This is a genomic window from Dactylosporangium sp. NPDC051484 (assembly GCF_040689395.1).
Taxonomy (GTDB): Bacteria; Actinomycetota; Actinomycetes; order Mycobacteriales; family Micromonosporaceae; genus Dactylosporangium.
Genome location: NZ_JBFAZX010000017.1, coordinates 73,084 through 97,844 on the forward strand (window position 1 = coordinate 73,084; position 24,761 = coordinate 97,844).

General features: G+C 71.8%; 25 protein-coding genes. 10 read left to right on the top strand and 15 right to left on the bottom strand.

Annotated features, from left to right (window positions below; all coding sequences use genetic code 11):
• Positions 1–4: 4 nt before the first annotated feature.
• The 6 genes from AB0367_RS25050 to lpdA form a co-directional block, all read right to left on the bottom strand.
• Positions 5–703, bottom strand: coding sequence for a DUF4191 domain-containing protein (locus AB0367_RS25050; protein WP_366228841.1), 699 nt, complete (start codon positions 701–703; stop codon positions 5–7).
• Positions 704–727: 24 nt separating this feature from the next.
• Positions 728–1,663, bottom strand: a complete 936-nt coding sequence (lipA, locus tag AB0367_RS25055) for a lipoyl synthase (protein WP_366228842.1) — start codon at positions 1,661–1,663, stop codon at positions 728–730.
• 100 nt (positions 1,664–1,763) lie between these two features.
• Complete coding sequence (gene lipB, locus AB0367_RS25060) at positions 1,764–2,378, bottom strand: lipoyl(octanoyl) transferase LipB (protein WP_366228901.1); 615 nt, start codon at positions 2,376–2,378, stop codon at positions 1,764–1,766.
• 61 nt (positions 2,379–2,439) lie between these two features.
• Positions 2,440–3,336, bottom strand: a complete 897-nt coding sequence (locus tag AB0367_RS25065) for a TIGR01777 family oxidoreductase (protein ID WP_366228843.1) — start codon at positions 3,334–3,336, stop codon at positions 2,440–2,442.
• A 127-nt stretch (positions 3,337–3,463) separates the two neighbouring features.
• Positions 3,464–5,260, bottom strand: a complete 1,797-nt coding sequence (gene sucB / locus AB0367_RS25070; RefSeq protein WP_366228844.1) for a 2-oxoglutarate dehydrogenase, E2 component, dihydrolipoamide succinyltransferase — start codon at positions 5,258–5,260, stop codon at positions 3,464–3,466.
• A gap of 51 nt (positions 5,261–5,311) precedes the next feature.
• Positions 5,312–6,697: a dihydrolipoyl dehydrogenase gene (gene lpdA / locus AB0367_RS25075; RefSeq protein ID WP_366228845.1), complete on the bottom strand. Its 1,386-nt coding sequence runs from the start codon at positions 6,695–6,697 to the stop codon at positions 5,312–5,314.
• Between the two features lie 212 nt (positions 6,698–6,909).
• On the opposite strand from lpdA, the gene AB0367_RS25080 reads away from it, so the two are divergent.
• Positions 6,910–7,218 carry a hypothetical protein gene (locus tag AB0367_RS25080; protein WP_366228846.1) on the top strand — a complete coding sequence of 103 codons (309 nt, stop codon included), beginning with the start codon at positions 6,910–6,912 and terminating at the stop codon, positions 7,216–7,218.
• A gap of 1 nt (position 7,219) precedes the next feature.
• Here AB0367_RS25080 and AB0367_RS25085 read toward each other — a convergent pair whose 3' ends face one another.
• On the bottom strand, positions 7,220–8,782 hold the full coding sequence (locus AB0367_RS25085; protein WP_366228847.1) for a leucyl aminopeptidase: 1,563 nt from the start codon (positions 8,780–8,782) through the stop codon (positions 7,220–7,222).
• Positions 8,783–8,897: 115 nt separating this feature from the next.
• Between AB0367_RS25085 and gcvT the strand changes: the two genes are divergently transcribed.
• Positions 8,898–9,989 (top strand): glycine cleavage system aminomethyltransferase GcvT, encoded by a 1,092-nt coding sequence (gcvT, locus tag AB0367_RS25090; RefSeq protein ID WP_366228848.1) that lies wholly within the window; start codon positions 8,898–8,900, stop codon positions 9,987–9,989.
• Positions 9,990–10,018: 29 nt separating this feature from the next.
• Here gcvT and cobS read toward each other — a convergent pair whose 3' ends face one another.
• Both cobS and AB0367_RS25100 read right to left on the bottom strand, forming a co-directional pair.
• A complete protein-coding gene (cobS, locus tag AB0367_RS25095) occupies positions 10,019–10,762 on the bottom strand; it encodes an adenosylcobinamide-GDP ribazoletransferase (RefSeq protein WP_366228849.1) in 744 nt (247 codons plus the stop codon).
• Positions 10,750–12,534, bottom strand: coding sequence for a bifunctional adenosylcobinamide kinase/adenosylcobinamide-phosphate guanylyltransferase (locus AB0367_RS25100; protein WP_366228850.1), 1,785 nt, complete (start codon positions 12,532–12,534; stop codon positions 10,750–10,752). The genes cobS and AB0367_RS25100 overlap by 13 nt, the downstream gene beginning before the upstream one ends.
• A 95-nt stretch (positions 12,535–12,629) precedes the next feature.
• On the opposite strand from AB0367_RS25100, the gene AB0367_RS25105 reads away from it, so the two are divergent.
• Both AB0367_RS25105 and AB0367_RS25110 read left to right on the top strand, forming a co-directional pair.
• The gene (locus AB0367_RS25105; protein ID WP_366228851.1) at positions 12,630–12,830 is read left to right on the top strand and encodes a hypothetical protein; all 201 of its coding nucleotides are present in this window, start codon (positions 12,630–12,632) and stop codon (positions 12,828–12,830) included.
• 1 nt (position 12,831) lies between these two features.
• Positions 12,832–13,623, top strand: a complete 792-nt coding sequence (locus AB0367_RS25110; RefSeq protein ID WP_366228852.1) for a site-2 protease family protein — start codon at positions 12,832–12,834, stop codon at positions 13,621–13,623.
• 7 nt (positions 13,624–13,630) lie between these two features.
• Here the strand turns inward: AB0367_RS25110 and AB0367_RS25115 are convergent, their stop codons facing one another.
• On the bottom strand, positions 13,631–14,629 hold the full coding sequence (locus AB0367_RS25115) for an aldo/keto reductase family protein (protein ID WP_366228853.1): 999 nt from the start codon (positions 14,627–14,629) through the stop codon (positions 13,631–13,633).
• A 25-nt stretch (positions 14,630–14,654) separates the two neighbouring features.
• A complete protein-coding gene (locus tag AB0367_RS25120) occupies positions 14,655–16,139 on the bottom strand; it encodes a WG repeat-containing protein (protein WP_366228854.1) in 1,485 nt (494 codons plus the stop codon).
• Positions 16,140–16,143: 4 nt separating this feature from the next.
• Here AB0367_RS25120 and AB0367_RS25125 point away from each other — a divergent pair, with 4 nt between their 5' ends.
• Positions 16,144–16,329: a pentapeptide repeat-containing protein gene (locus AB0367_RS25125; protein WP_366228855.1), complete on the top strand. Its 186-nt coding sequence runs from the start codon at positions 16,144–16,146 to the stop codon at positions 16,327–16,329.
• Between the two features lie 785 nt (positions 16,330–17,114).
• Here the strand turns inward: AB0367_RS25125 and AB0367_RS25130 are convergent.
• From AB0367_RS25130 to nadA, 3 genes are all read right to left on the bottom strand, one after another.
• The gene (locus AB0367_RS25130) at positions 17,115–17,735 is read right to left on the bottom strand and encodes a DUF3043 domain-containing protein (protein ID WP_366228856.1); all 621 of its coding nucleotides are present in this window, start codon (positions 17,733–17,735) and stop codon (positions 17,115–17,117) included.
• Between the two features lie 117 nt (positions 17,736–17,852).
• Entirely contained in the window at positions 17,853–19,196 is a 1,344-nt protein-coding gene (murA, locus tag AB0367_RS25135) for a UDP-N-acetylglucosamine 1-carboxyvinyltransferase (RefSeq protein WP_366228857.1), read from the bottom strand.
• Positions 19,197–19,411: 215 nt separating this feature from the next.
• Complete coding sequence (gene nadA / locus AB0367_RS25140; protein ID WP_366228858.1) at positions 19,412–20,584, bottom strand: quinolinate synthase NadA; 1,173 nt, start codon at positions 20,582–20,584, stop codon at positions 19,412–19,414.
• Between the two features lie 56 nt (positions 20,585–20,640).
• On the opposite strand from nadA, the gene AB0367_RS25145 reads away from it, so the two are divergent.
• The 5 genes from AB0367_RS25145 to AB0367_RS25165 all read left to right on the top strand — a co-directional run bounded on the left by AB0367_RS25145 (position 20,641) and on the right by AB0367_RS25165 (position 24,328).
• A complete protein-coding gene (locus AB0367_RS25145) occupies positions 20,641–21,759 on the top strand; it encodes a glycerate kinase (RefSeq protein WP_366228859.1) in 1,119 nt (372 codons plus the stop codon).
• 92 nt (positions 21,760–21,851) lie between these two features.
• A complete protein-coding gene (locus AB0367_RS25150) occupies positions 21,852–22,220 on the top strand; it encodes an iron-sulfur cluster assembly accessory protein (RefSeq protein ID WP_350552481.1) in 369 nt (122 codons plus the stop codon).
• Between the two features lie 182 nt (positions 22,221–22,402).
• Entirely contained in the window at positions 22,403–23,383 is a 981-nt protein-coding gene (locus AB0367_RS25155) for a carbohydrate kinase family protein (RefSeq protein WP_366228860.1), read from the top strand.
• A 58-nt stretch (positions 23,384–23,441) separates the two neighbouring features.
• Positions 23,442–23,858 (top strand): thioredoxin family protein, encoded by a 417-nt coding sequence (locus AB0367_RS25160; protein ID WP_366228861.1) that lies wholly within the window; start codon positions 23,442–23,444, stop codon positions 23,856–23,858.
• The gene (locus AB0367_RS25165; protein WP_366228862.1) at positions 23,855–24,328 is read left to right on the top strand and encodes a DUF4395 domain-containing protein; all 474 of its coding nucleotides are present in this window, start codon (positions 23,855–23,857) and stop codon (positions 24,326–24,328) included. Before AB0367_RS25160 ends, AB0367_RS25165 begins: the two co-directional genes overlap by 4 nt.
• Before the next feature lie 22 nt (positions 24,329–24,350).
• Here AB0367_RS25165 and AB0367_RS25170 read toward each other — a convergent pair whose 3' ends face one another.
• Positions 24,351–24,536, bottom strand: a complete 186-nt coding sequence (locus tag AB0367_RS25170) for a sulfurtransferase TusA family protein (protein WP_366228902.1) — start codon at positions 24,534–24,536, stop codon at positions 24,351–24,353.
• Positions 24,537–24,761 lie beyond the last annotated feature (225 nt).

Sequence of the window (24,761 nt, forward strand, 5' to 3'; positions counted from 1 at the left end):
GGTCTCAGCGCCCGCGCATCGCCTTGAACTGCCCCTTCGGGGGCTTCATGTTCTTGGGCAGGGCGCCCCGCGGCATCTGCGGCCGCGCCGAGAGCGCGGTGAGCCGCTTGTCGAGGGAGTTGACGTCCTTGGACGTGATCGTGCGCGGCAGCCGGATCAGCGTGCTGCGCAGTTTGGCGAGGGGGATCTGGCCCTCCTCGTTGCCGATCATGAAGTCGCGCAGCTCGGCGTTGCCGATCACCTTCAGCAGGCGGCGCCGCTCCTGACCGATGAGCCCCTTGACCCGGCTCACGTTGCCCTCGCCGATCAGGATCACGCCGGGCCGGCCGATGACCAGGTGCACCATGTCGAACTGCGTCGTCGAGGCGATCGCCGGGCTGACCCGCCAGTCGCCGCGCATGTTCTCGATGATCGACGCGGCGGCGCCGGGCTGCCCCTCGGCCTCCTTCATCATGGCCTTCTGCGAGCGCAGGTTGAGCACGATGACGGTGCCGAGCAGCGCCAGCAGCACGCCCAGCGGGGCCCAGATCCACGACAGGCCCAGTGCGATAGCGACGCCCACCGCGATCAGCGGCACGAGGACGACCGTCACCACGAGGGGCACGAATGCCTTGTCTCGTTTCGCGGTGAACGAGAAGACCATGCCGATCTGCTTGAGCCGTGTGAAGAAGGAGGCCTTCTCCGGCTCCTGGGCCTTTGCCATACCTCCGAGTCTAGAGGGAGGGCATCAAGCCTTGAGAGCCCGGCTGTCCAGCGCCTGGCGATACAGCCGGCCGGCCCGGTAGGACGAGCGAACCAGCGGCCCGCTCAGCACGCCGGCGAAGCCGATCTGCTCGGCCTCCTCGCGCAGCTCGACGAACTCCTCCGGCTTGACCCACCGCTCCACGGGGTGGTGGCGAGGCGACGGGCGCAGGTACTGCGTGATCGTCACCAGCTCGCATCCGGCCTCGTGGAGGTCGCGCAGCGCCTGCGACACCTCGGCCCGCTCCTCGCCCATGCCGAGGATCAGGTTGGACTTGGTCACCAGGCCGGCCTCGCGCGCCAGGGTGAGCACGCCCAGGGACCGCTCGTAGCGGAATGCCGGACGGATGCGCTTGAAGATCCGCGGCACGGTCTCCACGTTGTGCGCGAGCACCTCCGGCCGCGCCGCGAACACCTCGGCGAGCAGGTCCGGCTCGCCGTTGAAGTCGGGGATGAGCAGCTCGACGCCACACCCCTCGACGAGGGCGTGGATCTGCTGGACGGTCTCCGCGTAGAGCCACGCGCCGCCGTCGGGCAGGTCATCGCGGGCCACGCCGGTCACGGTCGCGTATCGCAACCCCATCGTCGCCACCGACTCGGCGACCCGGCGCGGCTCGTCCGCGTCGAACTCGGCCGGCTTGCCGGTGTCGATCTGGCAGAAGTCGCAGCGGCGGGTGCACTGGTCGCCGCCGATCAGGAAGGTCGCCTCGCGATCCTCCCAGCACTCGTAGATGTTGGGACAGCCGGCTTCCTGGCAGACCGTGTGCAAGCCTTCACGCTGGACGAGCCCCCGTAGATGTGTGTATTCGGGGCCCATCTTGGCCGAAACCTTGATCCACGGCGGTTTGCGCTCAATCGGCGTCTCCGCGTTGCGTGCTTCGATGCGCAGCAGACGACGGCCTTCGGGAACAACGGCGGTCACAGTCCGAAGACTACGCCCGGTGCCTGCTCAACCGCTGGGAACGCGATTGACGTCACGTTTGTGAGGTTTCTCAATCGTTGGTGGTCTTCGCCGACGACGGTCAGTACAGCTGCGTGAGGTGCCGCTCCACGATCGGCAGCACCTCCTCGACGGTCACGTCCCGGCCGAGCTCCGCCGACAGTGACGTGACGCCCGCGTCCCGGATGCCGCAGGGCACGAAGATGTCGTACCGCGAGAGGTCGCAGTCCGCGTTCAGGGCGAACCCGTGCAGCGTGACGCCGCGAGCCACCCGGATCCCGATCGCCGCCACCTTCCGGTCGGGCCCGCGCTCGTCCGCGGGGACCCATACGCCGCTGCGCCCCTCGACCCGTGTCGTGACGAGGCCGAGCTCCGCGCAGACGTCGATGAGCATCTGCTCCATGCGCCGCACGTACGCCACCACGTCCACCGGGTCGGCCAGTCGCATGATCGGGTAACCGACCAGCTGCCCCGGCCCGTGCCAGGTGATCTTGCCGCCCCGGTCCACGTCGATCACCGGCGTCCCGTCGAACGGCCGGTCCGCGGGCTCGGTCCGCTTGCCGGCCGTGTAGACGCTCGGGTGCTCGAGCAGCAGCACCGTGTCCGGTGTCGTGCCCTCGGCCACCTCGTCGTGCACGCGGCGCTGTTCGGCGAGCGCCGCCTCGTATTCCACGATCCCGGCCCGGACGATCCGCATACCCACCACGCTGGTCACGCATGCAGCCTAACCTTGCGGCTCACCGCGGCGGTCGCGCGGACTACCGGGTGCTCGACGAGACGGCCTGCGCGAGGGCCTCGCCGACGGTGCGGTGCGCGAAGGAGAACCCCTCGCGCACCAGCACCGCCGGCAGCACCCGCTGGCTGGCCAGGGCCTCACCGCCGAACTCGCCGACCGCGGCGCGCAGCGCGAACCCGGGCACCGGCAGCAGGCTGGGCCGGTGCAGCACGCTGGCCAGCGCGGCGGAGAACTCGGCGTTGGTGACCGGCTCGGGGCCGGTGAGGTTGACGGGGCCGCTGAGCTCGCGTTCGAGCGCGAACGTGACCGCTGCGAGCCAGTCCGGGAGTGAGATCCACGGCAGGTACTGCCGGCCGCTGCCCATCCGGCCGCCGGCGAAGAGCTTGAACTGCAGATAGAGCGGCTTGAGCATGCCGCCGTCGCGGTCGAGCGGTATCCCGGTGCGCAGCAGCGCGACCCTGGTGCCGGCGTCCTCGGCGGGATGGGTCGCGGCCTCCCACACCTTGCACAGGTCGGCGAGGAAGCCCTCACCCGCGGGGGAGGACTCGTCCACGGTCCGGTCGCCGGTGTCCCCGTAGTAGCCCACGGCCGAGGCGTTGAGCAGCACCTTCGGCCTGGTGGGCGCGGCGGCGATCGCCCGGGCGATGGTCAGGGTGCTGTCCACGCGGCTGTCGACGAGTTCCTTCTTGTACTCCCCGGTCCAGCGCTTGCCGCCCACGCCCGCCCCGGCCAGGTTGATCACCGCGTCGGCGGCCGCCACCACGGTCCCGTCCAGCACCCCGGCGGTCGGGTCCCAGCGCACCTCCCCGGGCCGCGGCGGACGCCGCACCAGCCGGATGACCTGGTGCCCGGCCTCCCGCAGGTGCGGGACCAGGCGCTGGCCCAGAAACCCGGAGGCGCCCGCGATCAGGATCTGCATACCGCCATCTTGCCCTCGGCAGGTACCGTCCGGACAACAATCGGCGCCTGGCTGGTCACGGGGCGATTCTCGCCAGAAAGACGTCAAGGGCGCCCCGTGACCGGGACGCCCTTGACGCAGCGGCTGGCTAGAGGCCGAGGTCGGCCTCGAAGTGACCGGCCTCCAGGCGCTCCTTCACGGTGGTGAGGAAGCGCGCGGCGTCGGCGCCGTCGACGATGCGGTGGTCGTAGGACAGGGCCAGGTAGACCATCGAGCGCGGCGCGATGATCTCGCCGAGCTCCGGGTCGTTGACCACGACGGCCCGCTTGACGACCGCGCCGGTGCCCAGGATCGCCACCTGCGGCTGGTTGATGATCGGCGTGTCGAACAGCGCGCCGCGGCTGCCGGTGTTGGTCAGCGTGAACGTGCCGCCGGCGATGTCGTCCGGGCTCAGCTTGTTGTTGCGGGTCCGGTCGGCCACGTCCGCGATGCGCTTGGCCAGGCCGGCGAGGTTGAGGTCGCCCGCGTTGCGGATGACCGGGACGATGAGGCCCTTCTCGCTGTCCACGGCCATGCCCAGGTGCTCGGCGTCGTGGTACGTGATGGTGCCCGCCTCCAGGTCGATCGAGGAGTTCACCACCGGGTGCACCCGCAGTGCCTCGACCGCCGCGAGGGCGAAGAACGGCAGGAACGACAGCTTCACGCCGTGCGTGGTGAGGAACTGCGCCTTGGCCTTGTCCCGCAGCTTCGCCACCCTCGTGACGTCCACCTCGACGACCGTGGTCAGCTGCGCCGAGATCTGCAGCGACTCGACCATGCGCCGCGCGATGAGCGCCCGCATGCGGGTCAGCTTCTGCGTCTGGCCGCGCAGCGGGCTCGGCGCCGCCTTCGGGGCCGGGGCACCCGTGACGCCCGTGGCGACTGCCGCGGGCGCCGGGGCGGCCGCCAGCCGCTCCGCGGCCTGCTTCTCGGCGGCGGCCTTCGCCGCCGCGTCGAGCACGTCCTGCTTGCGGATCCGCCCGCCGACGCCCGTGCCGGACAGGGCGGACAGGCTCACGCCGTGCTCGGCGGCGAGCTTGCGCACCAGCGGCGTGACGTATCCGGCGTCCTCGGCGACCTTGCCGTTGCCGGCGGGCGCGGTGACGGTGGTCGCCGGCGCGGCGTGCACCGGCGCGGCGGCCGCGGGCTGCGGCTCGGGGGCGGGCCGGGGTGCGGGCTTCGGCTCCGGGGCGGGGGCCGGGGCGGCCTTCGGCTGCGGCGCGGGCTCGGCCTTTGGCTGCGGGGCCGGTGCGGGGGCCGGGGCGGCCTTCGCGGGTGCGGCGCCGGCGATGCCGATGATGGCCAGCTCAGCGCCGACCTCCACCGTCTCGTCCTCGGCGACCTTGATCTCCAGCAGCGTCCCGGCGACCGGCGACGGGATCTCCGTGTCGACCTTGTCGGTGGAGACCTCCAGCAGCGGCTCGTCGGCCTCGACGGCGTCGCCGACCTGCTTCAACCAGCGGGTGACGGTGCCCTCGGTGAGGCTTTCGCCCAGCGCCGGCATCTTCACCGGGGTGCCCTCGGCGCCGCCGGCCGCGGGCGCCGCCTCGGCCACCGGCTGCTGCGCCGGCTGCTGTGCCACCGGCGCCGGCTCCTCGGCGGGCTCGACCACCTCGGGCTCGGCGGCCGCGGGCGCGCTCACGGCGGCGGGCGCGGCTGCGCCCTCCGTGCCGTCGCCGATGATGGCCAGCTCAGCGCCGACCTCGGCGGTCTCGTCCTCCTGCACGACGATGCGCGTCAGCACGCCGGCCGCCGGGGACGGGATCTCCGTGTCGACCTTGTCGGTGGAGACCTCGAGCAGCGGCTCGTCGGCCTCGACGCGTTCGCCCTCCTGCTTCAACCAGCGGGTGACGGTGCCCTCGGTGACGCTCTCGCCCAGCCGGGGCATGGTGACCGATACCGGCATATGAAACGACTCCTCGTACTTTGCGGTGGTGGCGGTCGGGTCCCAGTCGATTCAGTGGACGTGCAACGGCTTGCCGGCCAGCGCCAGGTGCGCCTCGCCGAGAGCCTCGTTCTGCGTCGGGTGCATGTGCACGAGCGGGGCGACGTCGCCAGGGAACGCCTCCCAGTTGTAGATCAGCTGGGCCTCACCGATGAGCTCGCTCACCCGGGCGCCCACCATGTGGACGCCGACGACAGGCCCGTCCTTGACCCGGATGAGCTTCACGAAGCCCGCGGTCTTGAGGATCTGGCTCTTGCCGTTGCCGGTGAGGTCGTATTGCAACGTCTCGATCTTGTCGTCGCCGTGCACCTCGCGGGCCCGGGACTCGTTGAGCCCGACCGAGGCGACCTCCGGCTCGGAGTAGGTCACGCGCGGGATGCCGGCCTCGTCGAAGACCTGCGGGCTCAGGCCGGCGATCTGCTCGGCGACGAAGATGCCCTGCTGGAAGCCGCGGTGCGCCAGCTGTACGCCGGGCACGATGTCGCCGACCGCGTAGACGCCCGGCACGGAGGTGCGCAGCCGCTCGTCGGTGAGGACGAACCCGCGCTCCATCTTCAAGCCCTGCTCCTCGTAGCCGAGGCCGGCGGTGCTCGGCCCGCGGCCGACGGCCACGAGCAGCAGCTCGGCCTCGATCGTCTCGCCGCCCTGGATCGTCACCCGCACGCCGGTGTCGGTGCGCTCGACGCCCTCGAAGGGCTTGCCCACCTTGAACTTGATGCCCCGCTTGCGAAACGCCCGCTCCAGCGCCTTCGAGCTGGCCTCGTCCTCGACCGCGAGCAGCCGCGGCAGCGCCTCGACGATCGTCACGTCGACGCCGAAGGACTTCCAGGCACTGGCGAACTCGCAGCCGATCACGCCGCCGCCGAGGATGACCGCGGACGCGGGCACGTGGTCCAGCTCCAGCGCGTGCTCGCTGGCGATGACCCGCTCGCCGTCCACGGCCAGGCCGGGCAGCGTCTTGGAGTAGGAGCCGGTGGCCAGCACGACGTTCTTCGCCGTGTAGCGCGTGCCGGCGACCTCGACGGCGTCGGGCGCGACCAGGCGTCCCTCGCCCTCGATCAGCTGCACCTTGCGCGCCTTGGCCAGGCCCTGCAGGCCCTTGTAGAGCTTGGTGATCACGCCGTCCTTGTAGGCGTTGACGGCCTTCATGTCGACGCCGTTGAGCGTCGCCTGGATGCCGAACTGCTCGGCCTCGCGGGCCGCGTCGGCCACCTCGCCCGCGTGTAGCAGCGCCTTGGTCGGGATGCAGCCGCGGTGCAGGCACGTGCCGCCGATCTTGTCCTTCTCCACCAGCGCGACGGACAGGCCCAGCTGCGCGGCCCGGAACGCGGCCGCGTAGCCGCCGCTGCCGCCGCCCAGGATCAGGACGTCGAAGGAGTTGGCGTGTGGGTCGCTCACGAATTCTCCCAGGTGATACACGGGCCTGCCGGCTCGTGGCGGTGCGAATGCGGGGTTCGCCCTTCGCATGACGATCCTTGGCCATCTTGTCACTTGCGCTGCTCGCTTGCGACGGTAGGTGCCCTGTGGCGGGTCCTTTCGCGCGCGCGGGCGTCGTACCCTGTGCTCGGACTCGATGGTTCTTGGTCTGGCTCGATGGGAGGGAGCGGATCGTGGCGTGGTTCCGCCGACGCAGGCCGGCAGCTGGTGGACGCACCGCGAGCCGCGAGGATTTGGTGTATTTGGAGGAGTTCGTGCGCTCGCGGCGGGGCGTGGAGGGGTTCATCGAACCCCGCACGACCGTGACGGAGACGACACTGCTGCTCATCGCGCACGACGGGGAGTGGACCCGGCGGCGGATGGAGAACCCTCAGGCGGCGCGCCAGTTCGCGCACCGCCTGAGCATGCCCGTCTACGACATCGCGCTGGTCGGCTATCCGCAGCGCTGGCGCGACTACAACGCGCGGAACAAGAAGAGCTGAGCTACTCCGCGGCGATCTGCTCGATCAGCTCCACGAGCGTGCGGACCGGCACGCCCGTGCCGCCCTTGGACCAGTAGCCGAACGGCTCGCCGGAGTGGTAGCTGGGGCCCGCGATGTCGATGTGGGCCCACTGCACGCCCTTGGTGACGAACTCCGACAGGAACACGCCGCCCTGCAGCATGTGCCCGGCCCGGTCCATGCCCGAGTTCACCTGTGAGATATCGGCCACTTCGGAGTCCATGCCCTTGCGCACGTCCTCGGGCAGGGGCATTGGCCACGCGGGCTCGCCCGCCCGCTCGCCGGCGTCGCGGATCCGCTCGCACAGCTCCGGCGTGCCCATGACGCCGGCGATGCGCTTGCCGAGGGCGATGACCTGCCCGCCGGTGAGCGTGGACACCTCGAACAGGTAGTCCGGCTCGTCCTCGCAGGCCCGGGCGATGGCGTCGCCGAGGATCATCCGGCCCTCGGCGTCGGTGTTGAGCACCTCGACCTGCGCGCCGTTGTACATCCGCACCACGTCGCCCGGCCGGTACGCGCTGCCGGACACCATGTTCTCGGCCATCGGCGCGTAGGCGACCACGGCGACCTTCGGCTTGAGCTGCGCGACCGCGAGCATGGTGGCGACCACGGCGGCGGCGCCGGACATGTCGGACTTCATCTCCCACATGCCCGCGGTCGGCTTGATCGACACGCCGCCGGTGTCGAACGTGATGCCCTTGCCGACGAGCGCGATCCGCCGGGTGGCGCCGGCCGGCTCATACGCGATGCGCACCAGGCGCGGGGCGGCCGCCGAGCCCAGTCCGACGGCCAGGATGCCGCCGAATCCCTGCTTGGCCAGGGCCTTCTCGTCGAGTACCGACACTTCCAGCGACGCCTCGGCCGCGGCGGCCGCGGCCTGCTCGGCGAACTGCGGCGGCCGCAGCTCGTTCGGGGCGGCGTTGATCCAGTCGCGGGTCCGGGCGACCACGCCGCCCAGCACGCCGGAGCGCTTCAGAGCCGCCTTCGCGGCCTTCGCGCCCGCGTCGGGCACGTGCACCAGCACCTTGCGCACCGGGTCGCGGCGGGTGGCGGAGGGCTTCGTCTTGTACCCCAGGAAGCGGTAGGAGCCCAGCAACGCCCCCTCGGCGACCGCGCGCACCCCGGCGGTCAGGTCCTCGTCGCCCGTCTTGTCCGGGTCGGACAGCGGCAGCACGATCGCGACCGAGGCCGACCCGGCCAGCGAGCGGGCCGCAGCCCCGGCCGCGCGGCGCAGCGACTCGCTTGTGGGTGCCCGGCCGGCGCCGCCCACCGGCGCGCCGAGGCCGACGGCGACCACGAGCGGGGCCGCGACCGCGCCGAACGCGGCGAGCTTGGTGACCTCACCGAGCGCGCCGGTCGCCCCGAGCACCCGCAGGGTCTCGGCGAGCCCGCCGCCCGGCCGGTCACTGAACGCTGCCGCGACGCTTTCAGCGCCCGGGGCGATCGGCAGCTTGGTGTCGCCGCCCTCGATCGCGTAGACGCCGATGACGACGGCGTCGACGGCGAGTTCGGCTGGGTCGGTGTCGACCAGGGTCAGGGAGGTCACTGGTGCTCCACATCGCTGATACTTCGTGCGACAGATCCACTGCGGCTTCTCCGCAGGTTCAGCATGCCGCCCAATCGGGTGCAGGACACGATAACCAACGCGATAGGTTGCGGGCATGACGCAACCCTTGCGGCACCCCGCGTTGTATCACCGTCATGCGGCGCTCGGTGCCAAGTTCGCGGCGTTCGGCGGCTGGGAGATGCCCCTCGAATACGCCGGTGGTGGCGTGCTCAAGGAGCATGCGGCCGTCCGCGAGGACGTCGGGGTGTTCGACGTGTCGCACCTGGGCAAGGCCCGGATACGTGGTCGTGGCGCGGCCGCGTTCGTCAACGCCTGCCTCAGCAACGACCTCGACCGCATCACCGCTGGTCAGGCCCAGTACACCCTGTGCCTGGCCGAGAACGGGGGCGTGGTGGACGATCTCATCGCGTACCGGTTCGGCGACGACGACGTCTTCCTCATCCCCAACGCCGCCAACACCGCCGAGGTCGTCCGGCGGCTGCGCGCCGAGGCGCCCAACGGCATCAGCGTGGTCGACCAGCACGAGCTGTTCGCGGTCCTGGCGGTGCAGGGCCCCCGCTCCACGGACCTGCTGTCCACCCTGGGCCTGCCCACCGACCACGACTACATGAGCTTCACGGTATCGGCCTACAACGGCACCGACGTCGTGGTGTGCCGGACGGGATACACCGGCGAGCACGGGTACGAGATCGTCGTGCCGTCCCACGACGCGCACACCCTGTGGGACGCCGTCGTGGCGGCGGGCGCCCGCCCGTGCGGCCTGGCGGCCCGGGACACCCTGCGCACCGAAATGGGCTATCCGCTGCACGGCCAGGACCTCTCGCTCGACATCACGCCGGTCCAGGCGCGCTCGGGCTGGGCCGTGGGCTGGAACAAGCCGGCCTTCTGGGGCCGCGAGGCGCTGCTGGCCGAGAAGGCCGCGGGCCCGCGCCGGGTCCTGTGGGGCATCGAGGCGCTGGACCGGGGCATTCCGCGCGCCCACATGGCGGTGCTGTCGGGCGACGCCCCGATCGGCGAGGTGACGAGTGGCACGTTCTCGCCGACCCGCAAGGTGGGCATCGGCCTGGCCCTGATCGACACGGCGTCGGGCATCGGCGAAGGCGACGAGGTGGCCCTGGACGTGCGCGGCCGCCGCTCGGCGGTCCGAGTGGTGAAGCCGCCGTTCGTGAGGTCGTCGGTTCGCTGAGCCACCCTGGGCCCGGTCCGGCGCGCCGCTCAGTGCGTCGCCAGGACCACCAGGGCGGCCGCCGTCGACAGCTCGATCGCGGCCCCGATCACGTCGCCCGTCATGCCGCCGAGGCGGCGCCGCGCGTGGGCTGTCAGGGCCCACGCCACCGCCACCGCCACCGCGACCGCCAGGGGACCGCGCCAGGCGTCCACCAGGGCCGCCGCGGCGGCGATGACCGCCACGACCGCGGCCAGCAGGGGCACGGGCACCGTCTGCGCGACCAGGGTGCCCAGGCCCTCGGGGCGGGCCGCCGGCAGACCCCTGCGGCAGGCCACCGTCGCGCCCAGGCGTCCCGCGGCGAAGGCCACGGCCACCGTCGCCAGGGCGGTCGAGATCGGCGCCGACAGCAGGCTGGTCACGGCGGCGGCGTCGACCAGCAGCACCGCGGCGATCGCCGCCACGCCGAACGGTCCGATATCCGACTTTTTCATGATTTCCAGGGCTTTGTCCGCCGTGGAGTACGAGCCCAGGCCGTCGGCCGTGTCGGCCAGGCCGTCCACGTGCAGGCCGCGGGTCAGCAGCAGGGCCAGCGCGACCAGGATCGCGCCGGCCAGCGGCGGGGCGGCACCAGCGGCCACCAGGGCCAGGGCCACGGCCGCCACCACCAGGCCCAGCAGGGCGCCGGCCAGCGGCGCGAGGAGCATCGCCAGGCGTACCGTCGGCCGATCCACCCGGTCCGCGCGGACGGGCGCGACGGTGAACAGGCTCAGTGCGAGCCTCAGTCCTCCCACGGCGGCTTCACGTACGGCATCTCGGCGGTCGGCGAGTCCGCCACGACGCGCTGGATCTCCGACTCGATGCGCTCCTGCTCGCTCAGCCCGTCCTCGGCCTCGGCCGGGGGCGCCTCGCGCGGCGGGGTCGCGGCGGCGATGGTGAGCGCCGTGTTGACCAGCGGCAGCGTGGTGAGCGCCGTGGCGCCCTCGCCGAGGCCGAGGCGCAGCTGCAGCAGCGGCGCGGCGCCGAGCACGTCCGCGGCGAGCTTGACCGTCGGATTGTCTCCGTGGTCGGGCATGAGCAGCCAGTGCCGGGTCTGAGCGCCGTAGTCCCGCGCCACAAGCGCGGCCGCGATCGCGACCGGGCCGTCGATCATGATCGGCAGGCGGCGGGACGCGGCGCCGAGCACGACGCCGGTCGCCACGGCGATGTCGCCGCCGCCGAGCATCGAGAGCATGACGTGGGGCTCGCGGGTGCGGTTGCGGACGCGGTGCCGCGCGTCGCGGATCGCGCCCACCCTGCGGATCCAGGCGGCGTCGTCGACGAAGCCGGAGGCGTCCACGACCCGGCCGAGCAGGGCGGCCGGCTCGGCGCCGGTGAGCACCGCCACGACCGCGGCCGCCGCGGCGTCGGCGCCGGCCCCGCAGGAGGCCAGGACCAGCACGTCGACGCCCTCATTGGCGGCCGCGTCGGCGAGCCGCCAGCCCAGGGTCAGCGCGGCGTCCACGCCTGCGTCGTCGAGCGCGTCGTGCAGTTCGGCCGAGCCGGCGTCGGGGCAGTCGATGGCCTGGACACTCGCCCCGGCGGTCGCGGCGAGCATGGCGATGGTGGCCGTGCCCTCGACGACCTCGTCGAGGCGGCGGTCGGCGGCCTGCGCCGAGTCGCCCGCGGCGAACCCGCCGGAGCGGTCGCCGCGCAGGACCAGCACGCGCGGCTGCTGGAACGGGCGGGGGTCGGGGCGGCCCTGCACCCCGCCGGCGAAGCGCACGACCGGGATCAGGCCACCCAGGCCGGCGCCGTTGAGCCGCAGCGTCAGCAGCCGATCGACGGCCTCCTGGGCCGTCGACTCGTCCGGCAGCGGCAGCTCCATGCCCGGGGAGAAGGACAGCGTCTCGCCACCGTCCGCCGTGGACAGCACCGAGCCGGCGCCGGCCGCCTCGAACACGAACGGCTCGGCGGGGGCGGGGGCGGCGACCCGGGCGGTGGTCGCGGCGGGGGCCGTGTCGCGCACGCCGGCGTGGCCGACCAGTTCGCCGCCGCGCAGCCAGTTCACCTCGCCCGCGACGACCAGGGCCACGCCGTCGCAGGCGGCCGCGACCCGCTGGTTGAGCAGCCCGGAGGCGTCGGCGAACGTGCGGCCCGCCTCGGTCGCCGGCAGCACGCCCAGGCCCACCTCGGGCCCCACGAGCACCAGGAGCTCGGCCGCGCACGAGCGCACGGCGTCGGCGAGCGCCGCGGTCTGCCCGTCGGCCGCCGCGGGGTCCGACCAGTCGCCGGCGGTGTCGTACACCGCGCTGAGCCAGCCGCCGAGATCGTCGACGAGGAGCGTCTCCTCGGGCTTGGCGGCGGTCAGCAGCTCCGCGAGGCGGCCAGGCGAGTCGCCCAGCTCCTCGGTCAGCCAGCTGTCCGGCCGGCGCGCCCGATGCGCGGCGATCCGTGCCGCCCAGCCGTCGTCCGAGGTGCTCGACCGTGCGGTCGCGACGTATCGCACCACGGCGGCTCCAGCGACGAGCGCCTCTGCCACTTCCGACTTTCCGGACCGGATTCCTCCGAGCACCAGCAACCGCATGCCCCGTACTTTAGAGGGACACCCGTGGCCGGACTCGGCTCAGGGCCACGGGGCCGATACGCTCGAAGTCTTCTACCGTGGACAGGAGTGTGACCATGGCGTGGACGTGGCAGTTCGAAGACGCTGAGAGCAGGCCCGTCGATGGCCCGAACGAGGCGTTTTCCAGCCAGTCCGACGCGGAGTCGTGGCTCGGCCAGAGCTGGCGGGAGCTGGTGGCCAATGGCGCGGCGACGGCGATCCTCACCGAGGATGACCGCACGGAGTACAAGATGAGTCTGTTGCCGGCTGGGGGCTGAGGTGGCCTACGGCCGATACGGCAGCCGGGTCGGCCGGCTGCCCAAGGAGGCGTTCCGCCCCAGCGCGCTGTTCCTCGGGCTGGTCGCGCTGCTCGTCGTCAGCGGCTGGATGGCGTGGTCCGGATTCGGCAACGACAAGATCAACGTGTTTCTGTTCGTGGCCGCGGGCTGGACCATCTCGCTGTGCCTGCATGAGTATTCGCACGCGCTGGTCGCCTTCAAGGGCGGCGACGACGACGTCGCGCACCGCGGCTACCTGACGCTCAACCCGCTCAAGTACACCCACCCGCTGCTGTCGATCGTGCTTCCGCTGGTCTTCGTCCTCATCGGCGGCATCGGCCTGCCGGGCGGCGCGGTCTGGGTCAACCACGGCGCGATCCGCAGCCGACTGGTCGACAGCCTGATCAGCTTCGCCGGGCCGGCGACCAACCTCGTGCTGGCGATCGTCCTGGTGCTGCCCTTCTCGATGGGCCTCGACGGCGCCGGCCAGCCCGCGTTCTGGGCCGGGCTGGCGTTCTTGGCCTTCCTACAGATCACCGCCAGCGTCCTCAACTTCGTGCCGATGCCCGGCGTCGACGGCGGCAACCTGCTCTACCCCTGGCTCTCCCCGCAGTGGCGGCGTGGCTTCAGCCACATGGCGCCCTACGGCATGCTGATCCTCATCGCGCTGCTGTGGTCGCCGAAGATCAACGCCTGGTTCTTCAGCGTCGTGTTCTGGATCGGCGACCTGATAGGACTGCCGTCCTACCAGGTCGCCGTCGGCTACGACCTGTTCAAGTTCTGGTCGTTCTGAGCGGGCCTTACGGGCGCTCGGCGGGGCTCTGCGTGAGCGCGGGGTCCCGCTGGATGACCGGCTCGAGTGCCTCGTCGATGCGCTTCAGCAGCTCCGCGTCGAGCTTCACCCCGGACGCCTTGACGTTGTCCTCGAGCTGCTCGGGCCGGGTGGCGCCGACGATCGCCGACGAGACGTTGGGGTTCTGCAGCACCCAGGCCACGCCGAGCTGCGCCATCGTGAGGCCGGCCTGATCGGCCAGCGGACGCAGCCGTTGCACCGCCTCCAGCACATCGTCCTGCAGCAGCCGGGCGATGAAGCCGGCCCCCGACTTCTCGTCCGTCGCCCGGGAGCCCGCCGGCGGCGGCTGGCCCGGCTTGTACTTGCCGGTGAGCACGCCCTGGGCCAGCGGCGACCACACGATCTGGCCGAGGCCGAGTTCCTCGGAGGCCGGGACGACCTCGGCCTCGATGACCCGGTAGAGCGCCGAGTACTGCGGCTGGTTGGACACCAGCTGGATCTTGAGCTCCTTCGCCAGTGCCGCCGCGGCCCGGATCTCCTCGGCCCGCCACTCCGACACGCCGATGTAGTGCGCCTTGCCGGCCCGTACCACGTCGGCGAACGCCTCCATGGTCTCCTCGAGCGGCGTGTGGTGGTCATACCGGTGTGCCTGGTACAGGTCGACGTGGTCGGTCTGCAGGCGGCGCAGCGAGCCGTCGATCGACTTCATGATGTGCTTGCGTGACAGCCCGCTGTCGTTGCGCCCCGGGCCGGTGCGCCAGTAGACCTTCGTGAAGATCTCCAGGCCGTCGCGGTTCTGGCCCTTCAGCGCGTCGCCGAGCACCACCTCCGCCCGCGTGCCCGCGTAGACGTCGGCGGTGTCAAAGGTGGTGATACCGAGGTCGAGGGCGGCGTGCACACAAGCGGTGGCCTGCTCCGCCTCGACCTGCGAGCCGTGGGTGATCCAGTTGCCGTACGAGATCTCGCTGACGAGCAAGCCGGAACGGCCGAGGTGACGAAACTCCATGCTGCGACCCTATGTCGCGAGCGGGTCACATCACCGGGCGGGTGTCGGCGAGCAGCCGGTCGATCTCGTCGGTGACGCCGGTACGGCTGGAGAATGACGTCTGGATGATCGTCCGCCCGCGCCGGTCGAGCGCGCCCCAGCGCTGCGCGTCGTCGACGATCAGGAACGCCACCGGGTGGATCATGATCGTGTGGTGCACGGGCGGCACCAGCACCCGCCCGGAGCGGTCCACGACCCCCTTGCGCCCGTCCAGCGACACGACGGCGAGGCCCTCGTCGCTGAACCCGTCGATGTAGCGCCCGTCCAGCAGCGCGGTGGCGAAGCCGTCGTACTGGAACTGCACCACGACCCGGCCGACCCCGTCGACCGCGCCCCAGTGCGGCCCGCGGCGCACCGCGGCGACGCCCCGGCGAAACGGCCGGACGTCGTCGTAGCCGGTCGAGATCAGCACGGTGTTGTTCTTGTCGATCGCGATCCAGCGGGTGGTGCCGTCGCGCGACACCCAGGCGACGCCGTCGGAGAAGCTGCCCACGCCGGCATACCCGGCGGCCGGCTCGATGAGCACCCGCCCGGTGTCGTCGATGAGCTCCCAGTTCTGCGCGCCCTGCCGGTGCACCCAGGCGACGCCGTCGCGAAACGGCTGGACGTCGAGATACCCGGGCCCGATGACGAAGTTGCCGTCGGACTCGATGTAGCCCCAGCGCTGGGTCTGCTCGTTCAACGCGGGGGCGGGAGGCTTGCGGATCTGCAGGATCTCCTCGCGGGTGCGGGGGTAGGGCCCCCATCCCTTCTCGGCGACCCGCCGGAACACCGCGTCGAGCGCCAGCTCGGTCTGCGCGATGAGCTCCGGGTCCTCCTCCTTGCGCAGGTCCAGCGCCCGCTCGAAGTGGTTGCACGCCTCCATGTAGCGGCCCTGGTCATACGCGCACTTGCCCGCGTGCTGGTGCATGGTGGCCCGCAGCCGATCCGGCAGCTCGGAGGAGTTGGCCAGCGTGAACAGCCGGTCGGCCTCCTCGAACTCCTCCCGCCACTGCAGCACGTGCGCGAGCCGGGCCTGCGCGATCGCGATGCGCCGCAGCTCGCCGGTCGCCTCGGCGTGGGCCAGGGCGAGCTTGCCGTCGGCGAACGCCTTCGGCAGGTCGCCGAGGATGCGCGACACGACCCCCCGCAGGCTCAGCAGCCGGGCCCGGGTCGGGTTGTCCGCGACGCCGTTGAGCTTGGCGGTCAGCTGGTCGCGGATCTCGGTGAGCTCGGTGACCTCGTCGCCCTCGATCTGCTCGCGCAGCGTGTCGGGGTCGAAGCGCCACACGTACGACGCCAGCACCTGCTCGGGGTCGGGCCCCGGCGCATGGGCGGGCTCGGCCCGGGGCCCCGGCGGCGAGGTGGGCGCGATGGCGGCGAGCTCCGGCGGGAACCCCTCGGCCCCCGGGCGCACGATCGGCAGGTAGCCGGTCGCCTGCAGCCCGTCGACGCCCGCTCCGGTCAGCGTCGCCGACTGGTAGGACCCCATCGCGGTGCCCGACGCCACGGCGGGCGGGGGCGCCTCGGCGACCTCGACGAACTCGACGCGGATCCCGGAGGGCGGCGACCCGGCGGGCGCGGCGCTCACAGGCACCGAGCTGACTGGAGCGGCGCTCACGGGCACTGAGCTGACGGGCACGGAACTGACGGGAGCGCCACTCACCGGGGCGTTGCCATGATCACCCATGGGGCCGCTGCTGACGGGCGCGCTGCTCACAGGCGCGGAGCTGACGGGCGCGTCGCGGGGCGCACCGTAGACGCCGCTGCCACCGACGCCGGCCCGGCCGGACGAGCGGTCCGGGGCGCCGGGTTGCGAGTTGTGGGGATGACCGGGCGAGCCGCGGCGCACCCGCGGGACCTCATCGGTCGGCTCGTCGAGCGCGCGGCTGCGCGGGCGCCCATAGGCGTTGCCCTGCGGCGGCCGCCCGGGTCCGCCCTGCTCGGGCCCGCGAGGGTCGCCGTAGCCGCGAGGGTCGCGTGGATCGCGGTAGCCGCGGGGGTCGCGCGGATCGGCGTAGCCCCGCGGATCGCCGTAGCCCCTCTGGTCGCTGTAGCCCCTCTGGTCACCGGGCCCGCGCTGCTCGCTTCGGCCTCGGTGGTCACCCTGGACCCAATGGTCGCCGCGGCCACGGTCGCCATGGTCGCGCTGGTCAGGGCGGGGATATCCGTGCCGGTCGGCATCGTCGCGTCGCTGTTCTGGTACCCGTCCCCACGACACGGTAGGCGCGGCCGCCCAGGGGGGCGCGGCGGTTCCCGGCTCTTCTCCCGGGTACTCGTCGCTCACAGCTTCGCTCTCCTCGCCACACTCGGGCACCCTCATGTACCGGCGCCCGCCACGCGCCTACCCGGTGAAATCGTGGTCCGGTCGCGAAGGGAGATTACGGCTTGACGCCCGCCACCGCCACCGCCACCACCGAAACGTGTCCGGGGACTGGCGGGACCCGTCGCGCGGCGGCGGGGTGGATCAAATGGCCTGACCGGCTTTGACCTGCGGCTTCGGGTTTCGGATGAAGCGGAACGAGATCGAGCGCATGATCGCGTAAAGATACAGCGAGCCCATCCGATCCTTGGCGTCCGGGAACCGCTGCTTGACCAGCTTCTTCACGGTCCGCGAGATCATGATCCCGTCGACGACTGTCGCCAGGAGCATGACGAAGAACAATGCGTTCGCGGCCAGGTAGATGCTCGGGTCGAGGGTGCGGTTGAAACCGACGATCATGACCAGGAATGTGGTGCCGAAGAACCAGGTGCCGATCGTCCGGCGTGAGTCGACGATATCGCGGACCAGCTTGCGGACCGGGCCCCTGTCACGGGCCAGCAGGAAGCGCTCGTCGCCGTTGGCCATCCCCTCGCGGGCCTCGATGCGCTCCTGGCGCTGTTTATCGCGCAGGCGCTTGGCGGCCTCCCGGCGGTTGGCCGCGGGCGGCTCAGCGACCCGGCGTCCCGCTACGACCCGCTTCGGGGTCTTCACGCCAAGCTCGCGCTTGCTCTGGGTGTGGCCCTTCTGCGTCAGCTCCGGCTCGGGCTCGGAGACGGCGACCGAGGCGGCGGGCTCTTCTGACTTACGGCGAAACAGCGACGGCACGCCACGAAGGTTAGCCGACGCTGCGCCGGATCAGCAGCGTCGGCCACCTCTCAGCCGATTTCTCCCAACTCCGCCCGGGTTGACCCGGGTCTGACGTTGACCCGGGCCTAACTCGGCCTAACCCAGCTCGACGTGTGCGCCCAGGGCGTTGAGCTTGGCCTCGAAGTCCTCGTAGCCGCGCTGGATGAGCTTCACGCCATACACCCGCGACGTGCCCTCGGCCGCGAGCGCCGCGATCAGGTGGCTGAACCCGGCCCGTAGGTCGGGAATGACCAGGTCGGCCGCGTGCAGCTTCGACGGGCCGGCGATCACCGCGGAGTGCATGAAGTTGCGCCGGCCGAAGCGGCAGGGGGTGCCACCCAGGCACTCGCGGTAGGTCTGGATGGTCGCGCCCATCTGGTTGAGCGCCGCGGTGTAGCCCAGCCGCCGCTCGTACACCGTCTCGTGCACGATCGACAGCCCGCGGGCCTGGGTGAGCGCGACGACCATCGGCTGCTGCCAGTCGGTCATGAAGCCCGGGTGGACGTCGGTCTCCATGGCCACGGCCTTGAGCTCGCCGCCCGGGTGCCAGAAGCGGATGCCGCCCTTGCCCGGCGCGTCGTCGATCTCGAAGGCGCCACCGACCGACGTGAACAGGTTGAGGAAGGTCATCATGTCGGCCTGGCGAGCGCCACGGACGAACACGTCGCCGCGAGTGGCCAGCGCGGCCGCGCCCCAGCTCGCCGCCTCGATGCGGTCCGGGATCGGCCGGTGGCTGTAGCCGGTCAGGCGGGGAACGCCCTGGATCTCGATGACGCGGTCGGTGTGGACCTTGATGATCGCGCCCATCTTCTGCAGCACGCAGATGAGGTCGATGATCTCCGGCTCGACGGCGGCGTTGCGCAACTCGGTGACGCCCTCGGCACGCACCGCGGTGAGCAGGATCTGCTCGGTCGCGCCCACCGACGGATACGGCAGCTCCAGCTTGGCACCCTTGAGTCCGTCGGGCGCGGTGATGTCCATGCCCTTCTCGGACTTGTCGACCACCGCGCCGAACTCGCGCAGCGCCTGGATGTGGAAGTCGATCGGCCGGCCACCGATGTTGCAGCCGCCCAGATCCGGAATGAACGCGTGGCCCAGCCGGTGCAGCAGCGGCCCGCAGAACAGGATCGGGATGCGGCTCGAGCCGGCGTGGACGTTGATCTCGTCGACGTTGGCCGACTCGACGTTGGACGGATCGAAGACGAGCTCTCCGTCGAGCTCGCCCCGCGTGACCTTCACGCCGTGCAGCTCGAGCAGGCCGGTGACCACCTCGACGTCGCGGATCGCGGGAACGTCGTACAGCCGGCTCGGAGTCTCACCGAGCACGGCGGCGACCATCGCCTTGGAGACGAGGTTCTTGGCACCGCGCACACGGAGCTCGCCGTTGAGCGGCGTGCCGCCGTGCACAGTGAGGACGTCACCGGCGTCGTAGTTGGTCACGAAACCCCTCCTGCAGGCAGGAACGAAGAAGCAAGACGCTGACAGAGCGTGACCGAGGCGCGAAAGTCGCGCCGCGTCGCCCGCGCAGCATATCCACATCTACTGCATGCAAAAGTCGCCCGCACGTCAGGCTTGGCACGAAGACAGGACTCTGACACTGTTCACCACAGAGGGTGACCGTCCCTTATGCGCTAAGGGACGGTTCTCGATCTTGTTTACGGCAGGGCGAGCATCCGGTCGAGCGCGACGCGCGCGTAGTGCGCCGTCTGCTGATCGACGGTGATCTGGTTCGGCACCCGCCCGGCGACGAGCTCCTCGAGCGCCCAGACGAGGTGCGGCAGGTCGATGCGGTTCATCGTCGAGCAGTAGCAGACGTTGCGCTCCAGGAACATGATCTGCTTGTCCGGGTGGGCGAGCGCCAGGCGCCGGACCAGATTGAGCTCCGTGCCGATCGCCCAGGCGGATCCGGCCGGTGCGTCGTCGATCACACGGATGATGTACTCCGTGGAGCCCACGTAGTCGGCGGAGGTGACCACATCGTGCCGGCACTCCGGGTGGACCAGCACGTTGACCCCCGGCACCCGGGCGCGGACGTCCTCGACGGCGTCGAGCGTGAAGCGCCCGTGCACGGAGCAGTGGCCGCGCCAGAGAATCATCTTCGCGCCGCGCAGTTGCTCGTCGGTGAGGCCGCCACCGGGCTTGTGCGGGTCGTAGAGGACGCAGTCGGACAGCTCCATGCCCAGCTTCAGCACCGCGGTGTTGCGCCCGAGGTGCTGGTCGGGCAGGAAGAAGACCTTGGTGCCCTGCTCGAAGGACCAGCGCAGCGCGGTCTCGGCGTTGGACGAGGTGCACACGACACCGTCGTTGCGCCCGACGAAGCCCTTGATGTCGGCGGAGGAGTTCATGTACGTCACCGGCACGACGGAGCCGGCCGCGCCCACGAGGCCCAGCTCGACGAAGCGCTCCCAGGCCTTCTCGACCTGCGAGAGCACCGCCATGTCGGCCATCGAGCAGCCGGCGGCGAGGTCGGGCAGCACGACCCGCTGCGCGTCGGAGGTGAGGATGTCGGCGCTCTCGGCCATGAAGTGCACGCCGCAGAAGACGATGTACTCGGCGTCGGGCCGGGCGGCGGCCTCGCGGGCGAGCTTGAAGGAGTCACCGGTCACGTCGGCGAACTGGATCACCTCGTCGCGCTGGTAGTGGTGACCCAGCACGAAGACGCGGTCGCCGAGGGCGGCCTTGGCGGCGCGTGCGCGCTCGACCAGGCCCGGGTCGCTCGGGGCGGGCAGGTCGCCCGGGCACTCGACGCCCGCCTCGGTGTCGGGGTCGGTGCCGCGGCCCAGCAGCAGCAGCGCGGTGGCGGTTGAGGACGGTTCAGCCCAGGTCACCGCTCGATCGTCCCATGCTGCGTCACCCCACGAAACGTGACATGCACAATGGCCGGATGCGCGTGCTCGTGTGCCCGGACAAGTTCGCCGGCACGATCCCGGCGGTAGCCGCGGCCGAGGCCTTCGCCGAGGGCTGGCGCGCCGAGCGGCCGGCCGACGAACTGGTCCTGCGACCCCTGTCCGACGGCGGCACCGGCTTCGGCCAGGTGCTGGCCACGGCCCTGCCCGACGCCAAGCGCTTCACGGTGCCGACCACCGACCCGCTGGGCCGGCCCGTCGTGGGGCACGTGCTGCTCGACGGCGAGACGGCCTACATCGAGAGCGCCGAGGCGTGCGGCCTGCACCTGCTCACCCCGCAGGAACGTGATCCGAAGCACACCACGACCTTCGGCCTCGGCCCGCTGGTCCTCGCCGCGCTCGAAGCCGGGGCCCGGCAGGTGGTCGTCGGCCTCGGCGGCAGCGCCACGAACGACGGCGGTGCCGGGCTGCTCGCCGCGCTCGGTGCCGCGCCGCTGGACGGCGCGGGCTACGCCCTGCCGTACGGGGGAGTGGCCCTGTCCGCCTGCGCCTCCCTCGGCGGCGTACCGCGGCTGCGCGGGGCCACCCTGATCGCGGCAACCGACGTGGACAGCCCGCTGCTCGGCCTGCACGGCGCCAGCGCCGTCTACGGCCCGCAGAAGGGAGCGACCAGGGAGGACGTCTTTCTGCTCGACGCCGCGCTGACCCGCTTCGCGCAGGTGCTGGAGACGCTCCCGGGGGCGCCGGCCGGCCTGGCCGCCCTGCCCGGCGCGGGCGCGGCCGGCGGGCTCGGCGCCGCCGTCCTAGCCCTCGGCGGGCGCGTCGCGTCGGGCATCGGCCTGGTACTGCGGCTCACCCGGCTCGACGAGGAGCTCGACCGGGCCGGCCTGGTCGTCACCGGCGAGGGCTCCTTCGACGAGCAGTCGCTGCGCGGGAAGGTCGTGGCGGGTGTGGCGAACGCCGCACGCGACCTCGGCCTGCCGTGCGTGGTGGTCGCCGGGCGGGTCGACGCCGGCCGCCGGGAGGCCGCCGCGATCGGTGTCACCGAGGCCCACTCGCTGGTCGAGCACTTCGGCAGCGTCGCCACGGCGCTGGCCAGGCCGGCCGACGGCCTGCGTGAACTCGGACAACGCCTCGCCCGGCAGTGGAGCCGCTAGCGGAAACCGTGTCACTATGAGAGGGAATGCCACCGGACGCCGCGGTGTTGGCACCCGGAGGAACCGTAGACATCACCGCAGGGAGCTTGATCGTGACCGCTTCGCAGCTTGCCGAGCCCGTTCAGACGGACAACCCGGCCGGCATCGGCCTTACCGCGGATGCCGCTCTCAAGGTGAAGGCACTGCTCGAGCAGGAGGGCCGGGACGACCTGCGGCTGCGTGTCGCGGTGCAACCCGGCGGCTGCTCGGGCCTTCGTTACCAGCTCTTCTTCGACGAGCGCGCGCTCGATGGGGACAAGGTCAGCACCTACGACGGCTTCGAGGTCGTCGTCGACCGCATGAGCGTGCCCTACCTGACCGGCGCGACGATCGACTTCGCCGACCGCATCGACGCCCAGGGCTTCACCATCGACAACCCGAACGCCCAGGGCTCCTGCGCCTGCGGCGACTCGTTCCACTGATCGCCTGATCACTCACCCCGGACCCCCTCGTGCCGCCAAGGCGCGAGGGGGTCCGGTGCGTTTTTCGAACCGGCCGTCCATTGGTGAACGTTGGTGGCCGGTCGGTGTGCCAGAGGTAGTCTGTCGGAGCTCTTTCCCGGAGCTCTTTCCGTGGCCACCCGCCCCGACCCATCGAGGTTTCCATGAAGATCGCCGTCACCGGCTCGATCGCGACCGACCATCTGATGCACTTCCCGGGCCGCTTCGCCGAGCAGCTCCTGGCCGACCAGTTGCACAAGGTCTCGCTGTCGTTCCTCGTCGACGACCTCACGGTCCGCCGCGGTGGGATCGCCGCCAACATCGCCTTCGGCATGGGCCTGCTCGGCCTGCGCCCGATCCTGGTCGGGGCCGTCGGCGCCGACTTCGACGACTACCGCAGCTGGCTGACCCGCCACGGCGTCGACTGCGACTCCATCTACGTCAGCGAGATCGCGCACACGGCCCGGTTCGTGTGCACCACCGACGACGACATGAACCAGATCGCGTCGTTCTACGCGGGCGCCATGGCCGAGGCACGCAACATCGAGCTGTCGCCGGTCCGGCACCGCCTCGACGGCCTCGACCTGGTGCTGATCGGCGCGAACGACCCGGTCGCCATGGTCCGCCACACCGAGGAGTGCCGCGAGCTGGGCATCCCGTTCGCCGCGGACAGCTCCCAGCAGCTGGCCCGCATGTCCGGCGACGAGATCCGCAAGCTCGTCGACGACGCGGCCTACCTGCTCACCAACGAGTACGAGAAGGAGCTGCTCGAGTCGAAGACCGGCCTGACCACCGAGCTGCTGCTGGACAAGGTCGGCATCCTGGTCACCACGCTGGGCAAGGACGGCGTGGTCATCCGCAGCCGCACCCTTGACGAGGAGATCCAGGTACCGGCGATTCGCGGCGTGCAGACGGTCGACCCGACCGGCGTCGGCGACGGCTTCCGCTCCGGCTTCTTCTCCGCGCTGTCGTGGGGCCTGGGCCTGGAGCGCGCCGCACAGGTCGGCTCGACGGTCGCGGCGCTGGTCCTGGAGACCGTCGGCCCGCAGGAGTACACCATCGAGCGCGACGAGTTCGCCAAGCGGGTCGCGGACACCTACGGCGACAGCGCCGCCGACGAGATCCGCGCGCACCTGCCCGAGTGACCCGCGTGGCCTCGCTATCCCTATCGGCTTTATAGGGTTCGAGAGTATCGTTGCCGCCGTGACGTACGTGGTCCTGGCGGTGCTCGCCGCGGCGACCGTGGCCGGCCTGGTGTACCGGGCCCGCTACGGCCGCCTTCGCGCGTCCGGGGGCGATCTGCCGCCCGGCCTCCTGCCACCCGCCGGCGACGGCCGGGGCGCCGGCGGTTCGGTCGTGCTGCTGCACTTCTCCTCGGCCACCTGCGCGCCCTGCCGGCAGGTCCGCGCCGTCTGCGCCGACGTGGTCGGCGACCTCGACGGCGTCCGGCACGTCGAGGTCGACGCCGACGAGCACCTCGACGCCGTCCGGCGGCTCGACATCTGGCGCCTGCCCACATTGCTCGTCGTCGACCGCCGCGGCCGGGTGGCCCGCCGGACCGTCGGCGTGCCCGATCGCGCCGCCCTTCGGCGGACCGTCACGGAGGTCCTCGCCTCATGAGTGGGAACAGCAGGAACAGCAGCGGCGCCGGCGCGCCTGCCGGCCCGGTGGGCCTCGACCCGCGCGGCCCCCGCTTCGCGGCCGTGCTGACCACGGTCGTCTTCGTCGTCGTGCTGCTGACCGGCAGCGCCTGGCTCGCCCTGGCCCAGGCCGTGATCTTCGCCATCGGCGCCTTCGACCCGCGCCGCACCCCGTATGGGCTGCTCTACCGCTACCTCGTCGCCCCGCGCCTGGCCCCGCCGACGGAGCGCGAGGACCCCGCCCCGGTTCGCTTCGCGCAGTCGGTCGGCCTGGTCTTCACGCTGGTCGCGGTCGCCGGGTATCTGTCCGGCGCGACCGTGCTGGGTATCGTCTTCGCCGCGTTCGCGCTGGTCGCCGCGTTCCTCAACGGGTTCTTCGGCCTGTGCCTGGGCTGCGAGGCGTATCTGCTGATCCGCCGCCTGCGCGGCGCCGGGTCGCCCGCGGCCTAGCCGGATAGGCCGCCCTGGGGCATTAGAGGCGCACCGTGTGGCGGTCACCCTCGGTGACCAGGAAGGTGTGACCGCGCATCCGGCACCACGCGGGGATGTCGATGGCCGCGGCGGGGTCGTCGGCCAGCACCGCGATCTCGGTGCCGGGCCGCTGACCCGCGGCGAGCTTGGCCAGCATGATCACCGGCAGCGGGCACCGCTTCCCCATCGCGTCGATGACCAGGTTCACACTGCCCGCGCCGAAGGCGCCGCTCCGCTCCGGACCGCTCACGCCGAAACCTCCGCTTCGCTCCGGCTGCGGCATGAGCTCAACCTGCACCCATGGTGAGCGGCCCCTCCGCTCCGCTCCGGACCGCTCACGCCGAAACCTCCGCTTCGCTCCGGCTGCGGCATGAGCTCAACCTGCACCCATGGTGAGCGGCCCCTCCGCTCC